At 58.9% G+C, this 12,464-nt stretch carries 13 protein-coding genes and 1 pseudogene; 8 read left to right on the top strand and 6 right to left on the bottom strand.

Annotated features, from left to right (window positions below; translation table 11 throughout):
* Nucleotides 1-401: 401 nt before the first annotated feature.
* Nucleotides 402-827: a protein-L-isoaspartate O-methyltransferase family protein gene (locus HCN58_RS37085; protein WP_311966817.1), complete on the bottom strand. Its 426-nt coding sequence runs from the start codon at nt 825-827 to the stop codon at nt 402-404.
* Nucleotides 828-1,420: 593 nt separating this feature from the next.
* Between HCN58_RS37085 and HCN58_RS15435 the strand changes: the two genes are divergently transcribed.
* Both HCN58_RS15435 and HCN58_RS15430 read left to right on the top strand, forming a co-directional pair.
* A complete protein-coding gene (locus HCN58_RS15435; protein ID WP_171580198.1) occupies nt 1,421-2,344 on the top strand; it encodes a complex I NDUFA9 subunit family protein in 924 nt (307 codons plus the stop codon).
* Nucleotides 2,345-2,361: 17 nt separating this feature from the next.
* On the top strand, nt 2,362-2,718 hold the full coding sequence (locus HCN58_RS15430; protein WP_235983625.1) for a metallothionein: 357 nt from the start codon (nt 2,362-2,364) through the stop codon (nt 2,716-2,718).
* 375 nt (nt 2,719-3,093) lie between these two features.
* Here HCN58_RS15430 and HCN58_RS15425 read toward each other — a convergent pair whose 3' ends face one another.
* A complete protein-coding gene (locus HCN58_RS15425) occupies nt 3,094-3,519 on the bottom strand; it encodes a YybH family protein (RefSeq protein ID WP_171580197.1) in 426 nt (141 codons plus the stop codon).
* 259 nt (nt 3,520-3,778) lie between these two features.
* Nucleotides 3,779-3,946 (bottom strand): hypothetical protein, encoded by a 168-nt coding sequence (locus HCN58_RS15420; protein ID WP_171580196.1) that lies wholly within the window; start codon nt 3,944-3,946, stop codon nt 3,779-3,781.
* A gap of 437 nt (nt 3,947-4,383) precedes the next feature.
* Between HCN58_RS15420 and HCN58_RS15415 the strand changes: the two genes are divergently transcribed.
* The gene (locus HCN58_RS15415) at nt 4,384-4,761 is read left to right on the top strand and encodes a PRC-barrel domain-containing protein (RefSeq protein ID WP_171580195.1); all 378 of its coding nucleotides are present in this window, start codon (nt 4,384-4,386) and stop codon (nt 4,759-4,761) included.
* A gap of 27 nt (nt 4,762-4,788) precedes the next feature.
* Here HCN58_RS15415 and HCN58_RS15410 read toward each other — a convergent pair.
* A pseudogene (locus tag HCN58_RS15410) lies at nt 4,789-5,008 on the bottom strand (phytochelatin synthase family protein); the annotation flags it as partial.
* 625 nt (nt 5,009-5,633) lie between these two features.
* Between HCN58_RS15410 and HCN58_RS15405 the strand changes: the two are divergent.
* From HCN58_RS15405 to HCN58_RS15385, 5 genes are all read left to right on the top strand, one after another.
* Complete coding sequence (locus HCN58_RS15405) at nt 5,634-6,236, top strand: hypothetical protein (RefSeq protein WP_235983624.1); 603 nt, start codon at nt 5,634-5,636, stop codon at nt 6,234-6,236.
* Nucleotides 6,237-6,936: 700 nt separating this feature from the next.
* Nucleotides 6,937-7,437, top strand: coding sequence for a hypothetical protein (locus HCN58_RS37425; protein WP_210266035.1), 501 nt, complete (start codon nt 6,937-6,939; stop codon nt 7,435-7,437).
* 79 nt (nt 7,438-7,516) lie between these two features.
* The gene (locus tag HCN58_RS15395; RefSeq protein WP_171580194.1) at nt 7,517-8,221 is read left to right on the top strand and encodes a hypothetical protein; all 705 of its coding nucleotides are present in this window, start codon (nt 7,517-7,519) and stop codon (nt 8,219-8,221) included.
* 556 nt (nt 8,222-8,777) lie between these two features.
* A complete protein-coding gene (locus HCN58_RS15390; protein ID WP_376701177.1) occupies nt 8,778-9,017 on the top strand; it encodes a hypothetical protein in 240 nt (79 codons plus the stop codon).
* Nucleotides 9,018-9,613: 596 nt separating this feature from the next.
* The gene (locus tag HCN58_RS15385; protein ID WP_171580193.1) at nt 9,614-11,122 is read left to right on the top strand and encodes an amidohydrolase family protein; all 1,509 of its coding nucleotides are present in this window, start codon (nt 9,614-9,616) and stop codon (nt 11,120-11,122) included.
* Nucleotides 11,123-11,224: 102 nt separating this feature from the next.
* On the opposite strand, the gene HCN58_RS15380 is transcribed toward HCN58_RS15385, so the two are convergent.
* Together HCN58_RS15380 and HCN58_RS15375 are read right to left on the bottom strand one after the other, a co-directional pair.
* Nucleotides 11,225-12,031, bottom strand: coding sequence for a substrate-binding periplasmic protein (locus HCN58_RS15380; RefSeq protein WP_171580192.1), 807 nt, complete (start codon nt 12,029-12,031; stop codon nt 11,225-11,227).
* Nucleotides 12,024-12,464: a c-type cytochrome gene (locus HCN58_RS15375; RefSeq protein ID WP_235983623.1), complete on the bottom strand. Its 441-nt coding sequence runs from the start codon at nt 12,462-12,464 to the stop codon at nt 12,024-12,026. Before HCN58_RS15375 ends, HCN58_RS15380 begins: the two co-directional genes overlap by 8 nt.

Below are 12,464 nucleotides of genomic sequence, written 5' to 3'. Positions count from 1 at the left end.
CATTCACCGTTGAAAGCCACCAACCGTCACCCGCAAACCAGCAACTGTCATCAGGTGCCCCGCCGAGGCGAAGCGAGCGCACGCTGTCCCAATTCTTCGAAAACGCCTCAGTCAAACGACCACCAGCTTCCTCGTCTTGAAGACCCACGCAGCCGATAAATCCGGCGCGCGTCACAAACTTCGCTGGCCACCCGGAGCCTTGGTGGGGACGCGCAACTAGCAGCATGCCTCCGAAGACACCCTGTGGGGCTAACGGGAACAAGAGGCGCCCTCCAGGGCGCAAAGCGTCGAGCCACATACGGCTTGGCTGCGCGGATCCGGGGCAAACGTAGATCAGGTCGGCTTGCGGCAAGTCCGACGCGACGCCCGATTGCATTCGCACCTCTATCTGATGCAGATCTTTAAGGTTCTCGCGAGCCCGCGCCGACAATGGCTCGTCGAATCTCATGCGCATACACCCGGCCGTCCGCGCCGACCAGATGCGCGAGAATCGCGGTGCAGTACCCGCTGCCTGCCCCAACCTGCACCACGGTCTCGGCACTCTTGATATTGCAGGCTCCCAGCCAATAGGCGTGAGCGCTGGGCTGGCCGATATTGATCCCTCGCTCCCGATCCAATGCGAGGAGCAGGTCTTGATAGAGAAACGCCGGATCATCGTCGGGCGTTTGCACGTATGATTGGGCGCCGAGGTTCAGCCACCAGGGGCCCGGTCCGGCGAAGGGCTCGCGTTTCACAGAGCGAAACGCCTCCTCAATGCGCGGATCATCGAGCTTGGCTGCGGTACAAATCAGTTTGGCATAAGAGCGATATTTCCCTGACCCATCCACGATTACGGCCTCTTAGAGCTAACGCTGAAAACCAAGACCAGCTCTTGTATGAGGATTTGGCCTGTCAATCACTCAAAAATAGATCCGCGGTTTTTCACTCGCTGCGGTAGTGCTTGCGTGCGTTAGGTCGGCGCAGTCCGGTTTGGGTCAAAAGAACCTTGCGGCGCCACCGCCCTTAATCGGCTCCACCGCTGAAAGTGGCCACCGTGGGCCCAAGGGTTATGTCCGCGACGGGCAACAGCCGAAATCGCGTTTACCCGCGGTAAGTGCCACGGTCGCGGTCACGCTCGGTCAAGAGAGGGGCTTCGTTACGCGGTATGCCAAGCCGCAGCCACGGCGACGTAAATGACGACGCTTTTGCATGCGGCGAGGACTCAACAGTTTCAAGACAGTCGTGTTGACGAAGCGCGCCGCCGGGGCCGATCGCGATAGCCGCGGCTGCCATCGATATCCCTTGTGTGCTCTTTGCGCGTCCGTGCTGGAAGACCGCTGGGAGATTTGGCGTCATCATTCGTAGACTTGCAGTTATTCCTCGTAGCAGCGCTCGAACCCGCTATAATGGGGAGGTTTCGACATGAATTGGCGAATGGGCCATGGTGGCAACGAACGGTCAGATCGTCACCGTGTTGGGCGGAACCGGGTTTCTGGGCCGCCGCATCGTTCAACATCTGCGCTCACGCGGATTTCCCGTTCGGATCGCGTCAAGGCATCCAGACCACGGCTACACCCTGCCTGGTGCCGATGATCCGCAACTTCAATCCGTAGAGGCCAACATTCACGACGAGCGATCGGTCGCAGATGCGCTTGCCGGCGCTTACGGCGTCGTAAATGCGGTCAGTCTTTACTTCGAGCGCGGAGCGGAGACTTTTCATTCCGTTCATGTCGAGGCCGCCCGGCGGGTAGCACTCCAAGCGCGCAGGGCTGGAGTCAAAAGGTTCGTCCACATTTCAGGAATTGGCGCCGATGCCGCCTCACAATCACGCTACATTCGAAAGCGCGGCGAGGGCGAACTGGCGGTCCGGGCCGCGTTCGCCGAAGCAACCTTCATCCGTCCGGCGGTGATGTTCGGACCGGACGACGCGTTTCTTGTCGTCATCCTCAAGCTTCTCCGCCAGCTTCCCGTCTATCCAATGTTCGGCCGCGGCGCGACCAGATTACAGCCGGCCTATGTGGATGATGTTGCGGATGCCATTGGCCGGATCATGCAGCGCGCCGAGACGCCAGGGATCTTCGAGTTCGGCGGCCCTCGCGTCTACTCTTACGAGGAGTTGCTTAGAGCCGTGGCGCATCAAGCCGGACTTGCGCCTCGACTGCTTCCGATCCCGTTTACCGCTTGGCATGCACTGGCGTGGGCCTCCGAAATGCTCCGGATTCCATTCCTGACGCGCAATCAAGTGGAGCTGATGCAGATCGACACCGTGTTATCGCCAGATATGCCTGGCTTTGCCGAGCTTGGGATATCGCCGCACTCGGTCGAGACAACACTCCAGAAGATGCTGTCGGATTCCGGAGGATGAGACTGCTCGATTAATCCGTGTCAACGGAGGCCGGGCTTATCGATGTTGCGCGTAACAATGAGGAACCAACCTTTGGAGACCCCGTTATTGAATTCACTCAACGCAAAGGGACAACCGCGTCATCAGTGAAGGCGGATATCATGGCTACATGTGAAACCTGCGGCAATGATTATGACAAGACCTTTCAGGTCACAATGAACGGCAAGGCGCATACCTTCGATAGTTTCGAGTGCGCCATTCACGCTCTCGCGCCGACCTGCGATCATTGCGGCATCCGCATCGTCGGGCACGGATTGGAAAAGTCCGGCACCTTTTTTTGTTGCGAGCATTGCGCCGAAGGGGAAGGCGTTAAAGGGCTACGTGATCGAATCTAGTCCCGGCAATTGACGAGGGCTGGGCCCTCCCGTTTGTCCGCGAAGGACGACGCTTCATTTGCAACGAGCGCCGCGTAAGGTCGACAGGCGTTTTCACGGCACTACCGGCGAGTAACATCCACGGTCGAAAGATAGCCGTCAGCCGCCGTAATCTCCGCGCTTGGTCAAAAGCGCCGTTCGAAAGGTCGGCCAGCCGTGTCTGGTCTACTCCGCCGAGCCGACAATTCAGAGGGCTTCCGGACCTCGCATTCGGGCCAGAAGCTGAGGTCCGATCCAGACTAGAGACTCTGTCCAGGATACCGCCTTTCGAATGGCCAGTTTGGTCACGACCGAACGCACAACCATTTTTGGCGCGAAGCAGACCTATGAACGATCCTACTTGCCCTCGTTCCATATGTCGGTGGTGAGCTTCCATTCATTTCCGGCCTTTTCCCAAACAACGACATACTTCCCCGTCAAGTCTTGCGGCGTCGGCCCCTTGGTCTTCAGAACGAACGTGCCGATCTCGCGTGCCGCGGAAGGGCCAAGGGGCTTAACGTCAACGGTTGTGAGTTTCGGATCGCCAACTTGTTCCGCCATGCCTTTCCACATTGCCTCGATGGCTGCCCGGCCGTGTACCATCGCAGAACCGGGCGGCAATACGGTCGCATCAGTGCTGTAGAGTGACGCAATCCCAGAGAAGTCGCCCTTGTTGAACAATTCAATCCATTTCGTGTTGACCGCTTCAATCTCGGCCTTCTGAGCCGAAGCCGGCGCGGTCAACAAGATCACGAATGCAATCACCAGTGCAATGTTGCGCATGACCATCTCCAACCCATGTACGATTCGAATGCAGGGGCGGTAGTTGTCTTTGCTCGAAGTGGATGTGTTGAATGCCGCATCCCAGACTGAGTTTGGCGCAACAGCAACTCCGGGCAATTACCGTCAGCAACCTTGACGAACCGGAGCAACGCGGGCCTTAGACTCGAGTTCGATGGAAGCGACGAGAGTGATTGCTCATTGCCGTGCTCGTCCAGCTCCTGCACAGGTGAGCTCGTTTCCCTGTGTTCTCTGCGCTTGGTTAAGGCAATAGCTCGGATGCTTTTTTCCCGGTCAGGCTGTGGAAGTTTTTGCAATGACCTATGACTGTACCGGCGGCATGACGCTCGGTCCTAAGTGAGTGCGACGACAGCACGGTTGCTGCAGTCGTGAGTAGGGCAACGGCTGCAATTGTGATCAGATGCTGCATGGGAAACCTCCGGTTTCCTTTGACTAAGGTTCGTTCGACAGCCTGATGCAAAGTTCAACTGAACAAGGCGCGGATGAAATATGCACGTTCCCGCGCATTGCGCCTTCCCGTTGACGTGAAAGGGAAAATCGCTTCGATGGAACTTGCTGTCGGAAATCGTTCGATCACGTTTGGATGATCCTAATGACCGCAAAACCGCATCTCCGGCGCGGTCACGAGAGGTCGCATTCTGGTTCAGGCGAAAACCATCGGTCATGAGAAGCTGCTCGCCTCTTTGCCGGTGCCACATGCCACTACCATCATTGCTTCGTCCGGTGGCGGTCGCTGCAACGCCGTCGCCTCGTCCCAGCGCAAAAACTAAATCGGATTTCCTGCCAGGAACGACCCTGTAGCGGTCAGAGTTAAGTCGAATAAACCCACATGTGAGGGAGGAGACCATGGCCCGCGCAACAGCCCATCCGGATCATCAATGCATCTCAAGCGAAGACATTCACGGAACCGAGGTTTATGGAGCAGATGGAAAAAATATCGGTGAGATTGATCACCTCATTATCGACAAGGTGTCAGGTCGCGTAGCTTACGCGGTCATGAGCTTTGGTGGGTTTGTTGGGTTAGGCCACAGCCATTATCCGATCCCGTGGGGCGCTCTAACATATGATACGTCGCTTGGTGGTTTTCGGACGAGTATCACCGAGCAACAGCTGAAGGATGCGCCTGAGTTCAGCGATGACTCGTGGCAGGATAGAGACTGGGAAACGCGCACCCACCGGTACTACGGGATGCCTACGTACTGGGAGGGGCGAGGCGGCCTATAACAGCCAGGTAACAGCATAGCGGCGTTGTTACTCTATCAGCAACAGCCCGCGTTTTCTTGTCGTCGTCGAGCGTATCTGGGGCGGCGAAGAGATGGGTTCGCTCAAGCGGTCATGGCTAATAGTCGGAATTCGCGTCAAGGACGAACACGAGATCCTCAGCTTCGAAATAGCCACCAATCGGCGAATGATGTTCGACGCCTGCGCAGAACAATTGCTTGCGACTGAAGTGCACGAAGTAGCGCCGGCCCGCAGCGACGACAATATACTGAGGTAGTGCCGGGGCTTTATGCGTCTGAATCTTGATTGGCAGCCATCCCAAGGACCCAACGCGGCTCCGAGGTTGCCGCCAGTGGCTTCATGCGGGCCTTATCATTCGAGTCAGGGATCCGCATTTCGCTGGAAGTAACGAATTCTAGCTCGGAGGGGTATGCGCGTCGCCTTGCTCCGTCTCTTTAGCTCGCTAATTCTGTCTATGAGCATGCTCAGCTTGACCTTCCAATACTCGATGTCCGGATAATTGGTCCGTCACTGGCTCGATGATGAGCAGAGCGGGGTACTGAATTGCTTTGTCCGCGGCTGCAGGACTGGCTCTGAATTCCGGCTCGGAATCTCGATTCTTGGGCCGAAATGAATCCACTGCGTTGCCGGATTTAAGCCGCATTGTAACCCAGGTCACGGCCAAAGGTCGTCTCCGGGGGGCGCAACACCGGGGTTTTTCCATGTCCGGTCATTTGCGATTTTGCTTCGCCGCTTTTGTCCTTCTCGCAGGTCTCCCGACTTCGCCTGCGTCTTCGAATCCTTTTGCCGACTTCTTCAATGCCGCTCCCCGGCAAGCCACTGCGCCCGCTTCCGCGGAAGCGGAAGAGGAGTGCTTGCCGCGGCCCGGCAAGTCGACGGCGGCCGGCCAGCACTGGGTCTATCGTTTGGAAGGCCACCGCAAATGCTGGTTCCAGGCCGCTGAGGGGGTCGCGGTGAAGAAGCAGGTTCGTCATCGCGCCGTGAAGCCTCGGGTCGCCGCTCCCGAGGAGAACGAGACCGCGCGACGCAAGCGGAAGGCGGTCGTGGATGCGCGTGCGGAGCTGCTGCGCTCCGCACCGGCGGAAATATCTCAGTCGATCCGGCCCGCGCCCGAGCTCAAGGTGGTTGATGCCGCTTCCGTCTTAGCTACGGGGGTCGCGACCTTCGTGCCGCCGGCACCCATCGAAAATCTTGCGACCGATCAGCTCACGCCCGTCGACCCCACGCCGCGCCAGGTCGACGTGGAGACGCTTCTGGCGGCCGCACCGGCCGCCAGGGACGCGGTTGCCGCCTCCGTACCTACGACCGCGCCGTTCGCCTTTCCCATCGCCGAGGCGGCCGATGACGGGCGAGGTTGGACGGCAACTTGGATTGGCGTGCTGCTGATAGCGCTGGGGCTCGTCTTCGTCTTAGGCTCGAGCTGGATCCTTCGGGATGCCGTGCTGTTGCGCGATTGATGCGAGGACGGAATTGGCGGCCATCGCGGACGACGGATTCCGCAGCCTGACGCTTTATATTACCGCTCGATCCTTCAGCGCCGCTGGATCGCGGAGCGGGACTGCGGTTGCTCTGACCAGCCATTACGTTCGTCCGGCCGAGCCGCGCGCGGTGCGGCTAACGGTTGCGGCACGACTTTGATGCTCAGCTTCGTAACTCCGCTGAGAGTCAAAAACGCGCCGGGTTGCGGTCGAAGCTGGAAAGACCTCGTTTTTGAATTCGTCACGTACGAGAAACCGCCCCTGCGGGGGGCGCGACGATCGAGTATTGATATGGGGGACCACCGTCGGTGATTGCCGCGTATTTGTCGTTTGGCCGAAAATTAGTCGCCGGGCATTTTGGGAGTTTAGAGGTCTTCAGCCGTGAACAGCTACACATTGCTTCTATTTGCCAGCACCGATCCGGGGTCACTGCATACGACCAGTGCAACGGGGACGATAAGGTAATTGTAGTGTTCGGCCATAGAAATCAAAACCTACCGACGTAGAAGCGGTCTTGAAGATATTCTAAGTCGGTCTCCCATTCAGTCGCTGCTCACGCTTTCTGCACGCTACCCCGACTGCCCCATTCTCCTCCGGGAGAAGCATGCGCGATCTCTTCTTGGAAAAGCCGTGCCAGCGTCCTCCACCTCGCTGCCTCCGGTTCGCCGCTCGATCTCCCTTGTCCGCGCCGCGCAGCATGATCGTAAATGCGTTGTCCAGCAGTGGATGGCACAACGGCATCGCCTCATCCCACGGCGCGCGCATCGCGCTCTTCATCGGGGTGCGGATCCATGGGCATCGCCTGCGCATGTATGTGCGCGATCACGGCGTTCAGCGCGGTCGCTCTATTTTTCAAGCACGGTCGGAGTTCCCGAGCGTGTCATATCTGCCGCACCGGAAACGTATTTTCGGAGGTTCATTCTTACGCCCTAATTCAAAGGGAAAGCTCGGTAGGCTACTGCTTTGTTCTAACCTTAAGGAGAGGACCGTGGTGAAATTTCTGATCGTAACAGGTGCAACGCTTGCGATGGTGAGTGCTGCTGCCGCTGCCGACCTCCCGCGTCGGCAGCCCGTCTATCAAACGGCTCAAGTCGGCAAGATGCCGATTGGCAAGACACCAATTGGCAAGACCCCAATCGGTAAGACCCCAGCCGGCCCGGTGGTGACCCGGAGCTACTAATACGGCCCAATGGCTCAGGTCTCGGTCACGTCGATTTGACCTTCATCGTCCGCCGATCGGACTGTAAATGGGAGAAGGCATGGCGAATGGACTGAATGGATTGGCGCTATGCCTCCTTGCCGGATTGTGCACACCCGCTCTTACGCTCGAAATTCAATCAGCTTCTGCACACGAGATTGAAACTCGCGCCGGTTCGGAACGCTTCATTTCCCACAGACGGGAGGTCCACAAACGCACCGCGGACGCGAACGCGCTTGCTTCCAGTGACGCGCCCATCGAATCGAAACCGGCCCGACAGTCGACTCGAAGGCCGGGGTCGGGATCAGCAAAGGGGCCGTACTACGTTGACTTCAGAGCCAGAACGGCGGCGAGCTGGGGACACGCTTTCGTCTGGTATGGGAAGACAAGCGAGCGAGAAGTTGAGGTCGCGGGGCTTACCCCTGCAGGGGACACCCTGCCTTATATACTTGGTCATGTGATGTGGGTGCCGTCCGAGACCGGGGCAAGCTACGGTGATCTTGATCCGCAGTACTTGACCGCAAGTTACCGAGTCTACTTGAATGAGCCGGACGCCAAAAAGGCTTTCGCCTACATCAAGAAATTACAGGCGAGTTCACCGGTCTGGAATGCCGAAACAGCCAATTGCACTGCGTTTATCGGCAGCATCGCAAGTTTCATGGGATTGAAAACTCCTGTCCGCTGGAAGCGTCCTGAGGATTACGTCAACAGCCTCAAGGAGATGAATGGCGGGCGCCAGATGGTTCAGCTGACATCAGAGCAATAGTTCGCGCTCGGTCTCCAACAAGCTATGTTAGGCCAGCGCGCTCTTAAGGCATTTGGTGAGCACCTCTTCGATTTCTTCGTACAATGTTTACCGCCATAGATGCGGACTTCTTATCGCTCACCCGGCCACCACGCACCCGGCGGTGCGATGCGCTCGGCAAGGCTGCGCACTGCCGCGCTCTTGTTCGCGTCGCGAAGGTCTGCCAGCCGGCCTGGGCAAGCGTCGTTGAGGGAGATAGCGCGCAAGTCTTTGCAACCTCCTTGGCGATCGAATCGCTGTCGATTTCAGATTAGGCGAGCTGCTGAACAGCGGCGACGTAGTTCAGCCCTGTCCAGCCAGCGACTAACAGGCAATTTGCCGCCCAATTTTTGCGCAGATGGAACTGAAACGATTGTCTCCCCTCACCGGACACACTGTTCCAACGATCCATCAGACACTAGGTACGGATGAGCGGCGTCGCCGACTCGCTTGCTACGAAGTGATGGTAATCTCCTAAGTTCGGCGCGCGCTTCGAGATCGATGTGAGATTCACCTTCACGAGAGTCAAGAGACGAGGATGCGATTGCTACCCCGACATTTTATGGTAGAAGCCCGTTTCCCAAAAATCGGAGGAATGATGCCTACTAAAACTAAGAAGACTATTCGTCGTGAATGGACGAAGAGTGATGTTAAGACCCTCAAGTCGATGGCACGCAAGACGCCGGTCACAAAGATCGCAAAGGCGCTGAAGCGCACGCCCGCAGCCACTGCGGCCAAGGCGCATTTGCTCGGTGTGTCGCTCGATACGCGTGCTTGAAGTCTGAATTGAGAAAAGCGGCTCGCCTTGCGGGCCGCTTTTATTTGAGGAATGAATGAGCCGAAATTGGTCCGGGCCATCAGTCATCTTGGAACTGCTTTACTGTTTAAGGCGATTAATGTCCGCACCGGGTCAATGGCGCCGTTCTAGCTGTGCGCCGACCACTTCCGGTCTCGCCCGGTAGGCAGACCAAGGCGTCGGCACGTCTCAAATGGGCCAGAGGGCGACCTCACGCCTTTGCGCGATCATCACGGCAGCGCTTTGCGCTCGCGCTGGCAAACCTGCCAGTCACAATGGGGGCGCTTTGGGACAGCATGACTGCCCGATAACTTTGCTTGCGCCAATGGAAGTTTGGGCATTGAATTTGGCGAAGATGCGCCACTACCGTAAGTAGTTTGCAAGTGTGTCTGTACCCTCACAGAATGAAGTGATGAAGAGACTCGCCTGGGCGTTAGGCGAGTGTGATGGCCTCATGCGTGGCTGAACGGGAGGTACGCCTATTTCGTCCACCTAACTGATCGGGAGTGGCCAAACACGCAAGCCTGATGCGCGCACCGACCAGCGCCATCGTGGCCCAACCAACAGGGAGGAGAACAATGAGCACCTGGCTTAGCGAGCGAGAGCAGCGTCTTGTCGCGGGCGCGGAGGCGGCATCGGCGGCAACGCCGATTCCCACTCAGATCGTTTCCAACGGCGAGTATCTGCCGCCCCCGCAGAGCGCCGTACAAAAGAAGGTCGAGGCACGGATCAACGAGCTCGCCGACGTGAACGGCAAGCACCTCGGCTTGAGCCGCAGGCAGTTCCTGCACACGAGCTGCGGCATGGCGGCGGCATTCCTCGCCATGAACGACGTCTACGGCAATGTTTTCCAGGTCGCGCCTGCGGAGGCTCGAGAGCCCGAATTGATGCTGGCGCGTGCGCATGGCCTCGCTGACCAGTTCATCTTCGACGTTCAGACCCATTTCGTGCGCGATGACTTCGACCACAAGGAGCTCTTGGGGCTGGCGGATTTTGCGAGCCAGCACTGGAATCCGAAGATGAAGGAGGAGGGCGTCTCTTCGCTCGCCCGCTACAAGTTCCAGAATTACGTGAAAGAGATCTATTACGACAGCGACACCAACATGGCGCTCTTGAGCGGCGCGCCGTTCGACGATCCGAGCTGGTGGCTTCTTTCCAACGAGCAGATCGTCAAGGCACGCGAACTCATCAACGACTTCGCCGGTTCGCGCCGCCTGCTGGCGCACAGCGTCATCACCCCAAAGCAGCCCGGCTGGATGGAGGAGGTCGACAAGGCGATCGAGGTCTACAAGCCGGATTCCTGGAAGTCCTACACGATCGGCGATCCGTTGGCGCCCTCCAAGTACCCATGGCGGCTCGACGACGAGCAGGTGATGTATCCGTTTTACGAGAAAGCCGTAAAGGCCGGCATCAACACGCTGTGTATCCACAAGGGGCTGCTGCCGCCCGATTACGAGAAGTCGTTCGCCGGCGTATGGGAATACGCAACCGCATGGGACATCGGGAAGGCTGCCAAGGATTGGCCGCAGATGAACTTCGTGATCTATCACTCGGCGCTACGTGCGTTCCTCGAACTACCGGACAAGGCGTGGGCGGAGTTCGAGCAGACTGGCCGCATCCAGTGGGCCTCGGACCTCGCGGAAATCCCGCAGAAGTTCGGCGTCAACAATGTCTATGCCGAGCTCGGCACGTCCTTTGCCAACTCGGCAGTCGCGCATCCCAAGTTCTGCGCCGCGCTGGTCGGTACGTTGATCAAGGGCATGGGAGTCGACCACGTGATGTGGGGCACCGACTCGGTCTGGTACGGCTCACCGCAGTGGCAGATCGAGGCGTTGCGCCGACTTGAAATCCCGGAAGACATGCAGAAGAAGTACGGCTTTGCGCCGCTTGGTGACGCCAATAGCGCCACCAAGCAGCTGATCTTCGCGGGCAACGCAACCAGGTTCTACAAGATCAGGCTGAAAGCGGCTGACAACACCAGGATGCCGACCTATTCCGAGGACCGTCTCGCTTCGCTCAAGAACGAGTATGCGCTGGCGGCCAATGCGCCCTCGAACCTGCGCTACGGCTACGTTCGCGCCGCGTAATATGCGACGGCCGCGCCGGCAGAGTGGGGAAGTGCCGCCGGCGCGGTCGACCCGCGGCTGCAGTGACAAGGATGGAGATCGACATATTCACTTTCACGAATCTCACTGCGGAGGCCGCAGCTCGATGCCGTAGCGAGCATAGATACGCGCGATGGTACCATCGGCCAGCAGGGCCTCGATCGCCGCATCGACACGTTGTCGCAGCTTGTCGTCGGGGCGGAGCAGCCCCGCCGCAACATTCCAGTTCAAATCCTGGTCGTTATCGAACGCCGGAATCAGGCGCAACGGCTTGTCGGCATGCTGCAGGTTGAACCAGCCGACCGTCATCGGTGTGATGGCGGCCGCCTCGATCTCGCGATTGGCCAACGCTGCAACGATCTCGTCCTCATACACGAATGGAGACGTGGTGGTGCCGCCCTTGGCAAGCGTCATCGAGACCAGCGAGCCGACCGGTACGCCGACCCGCTGGTCGGAATCGAGACTTGCCAGCGACGACGCCGGCGAATCGCTGCGCACCGCGAGCACGACGCCGCTGCGATGATAAGGGCGCGAAGCCCGCACACCGCCCGCGGGCGGCGCATCCTTGCGGGCGATGACGTCGAGCACGAGGTCGCAATCGGCGCGGCGATACTGGATCGCACTGACCACCCATTCCCGGGTCAGCTTGACGCCGAGTTGCTCGGCAATTTTCTCGCCGAGTTCGATCTGAAACCCCGGGACCGGTCCGGTCTTGCTTGCAAACGGCAGCGCGTTGGGGCTGGCGCAGAGCGTCAACGCGCCGCGCTCGATGACGGTTTCCAGCGAGCGGGCATCCGCCGACGCGCTCCAGAGCATCAGCAGCGCGAGGCTTGCCGCGTATCGGGGGAGGCGATATCGCGGTTTCGACGCCGCAGAAAACGCTCTAGTCATCGAGCCCTCGAATGTACGCCAGGATCGCGATGATCTGGCCGTCACTGAACACTCCACCATAGGCGGGCATGGCGCCCGGCTTGCCCTTCTTAATGCGTTCGACGATATATTCGTCGCTGCGCTCGGACTTCGACAGCTTCGGACCTCTGCCCGCATGACGGCCGCCGTCCTGGTGACAAAAGCCGCAGGTGGTTGCGAACATTTTCTCGCCATCGATGTCGTTCGGCGAGGCTTCGGCTTGCGGCAGCGGATTTTCAGCGCCTGCTCCGGTGGACTGTTGGGCAAACGCGGCGATCGACAGGCATGGCCAGATGAGGGCCAGGGAAGCAATAATCACAGACGGTATTCGCATTCCAGCATCCGTATTCGGGGAAAGGACGCCCAACGTATTTGCTGCAAGGGCGGCAAGGAGAGATCGATCCCTGCCGCCCAT

Source organism: Bradyrhizobium australiense (assembly GCF_013114825.1).
GTDB classification, from domain to species: Bacteria; Pseudomonadota; Alphaproteobacteria; order Rhizobiales; family Xanthobacteraceae; genus Bradyrhizobium; species Bradyrhizobium australiense.
This window is presented reverse-complemented; position numbering and strand designations above follow the sequence as displayed.

Bases quoted from the DNA above. Each gene is read 5' to 3' on its own strand.
- HCN58_RS15435 (WP_171580198.1), top strand. From the start codon at position 1,421: ATGGTGGCAACGAACGGTCAGATCGTCACCGTGTTGGGCGGAACCGGG.
- HCN58_RS15425 (WP_171580197.1), bottom strand. From the start codon at position 3,519: ATGCGCAACATTGCACTGGTGATTGCATTCGTGATCTTGTTGACCGCG.
- HCN58_RS15420 (WP_171580196.1), bottom strand. From the start codon at position 3,946: ATGCAGCATCTGATCACAATTGCAGCCGTTGCCCTACTCACGACTGCA.
- HCN58_RS15415 (WP_171580195.1), top strand. From the start codon at position 4,384: ATGGCCCGCGCAACAGCCCATCCGGATCATCAATGCATCTCAAGCGAA.
- HCN58_RS15395 (WP_171580194.1), top strand. From the start codon at position 7,517: ATGGCGAATGGACTGAATGGATTGGCGCTATGCCTCCTTGCCGGATTG.
- HCN58_RS15390 (WP_376701177.1), top strand. From the start codon at position 8,778: ATGCGATTGCTACCCCGACATTTTATGGTAGAAGCCCGTTTCCCAAAA.
- HCN58_RS15385 (WP_171580193.1), top strand. From the start codon at position 9,614: ATGAGCACCTGGCTTAGCGAGCGAGAGCAGCGTCTTGTCGCGGGCGCG.
- HCN58_RS15380 (WP_171580192.1), bottom strand. From the start codon at position 12,031: ATGACTAGAGCGTTTTCTGCGGCGTCGAAACCGCGATATCGCCTCCCC.
- HCN58_RS15375 (WP_235983623.1), bottom strand. From the start codon at position 12,464: ATGGGCGGCAGGGATCGATCTCTCCTTGCCGCCCTTGCAGCAAATACG.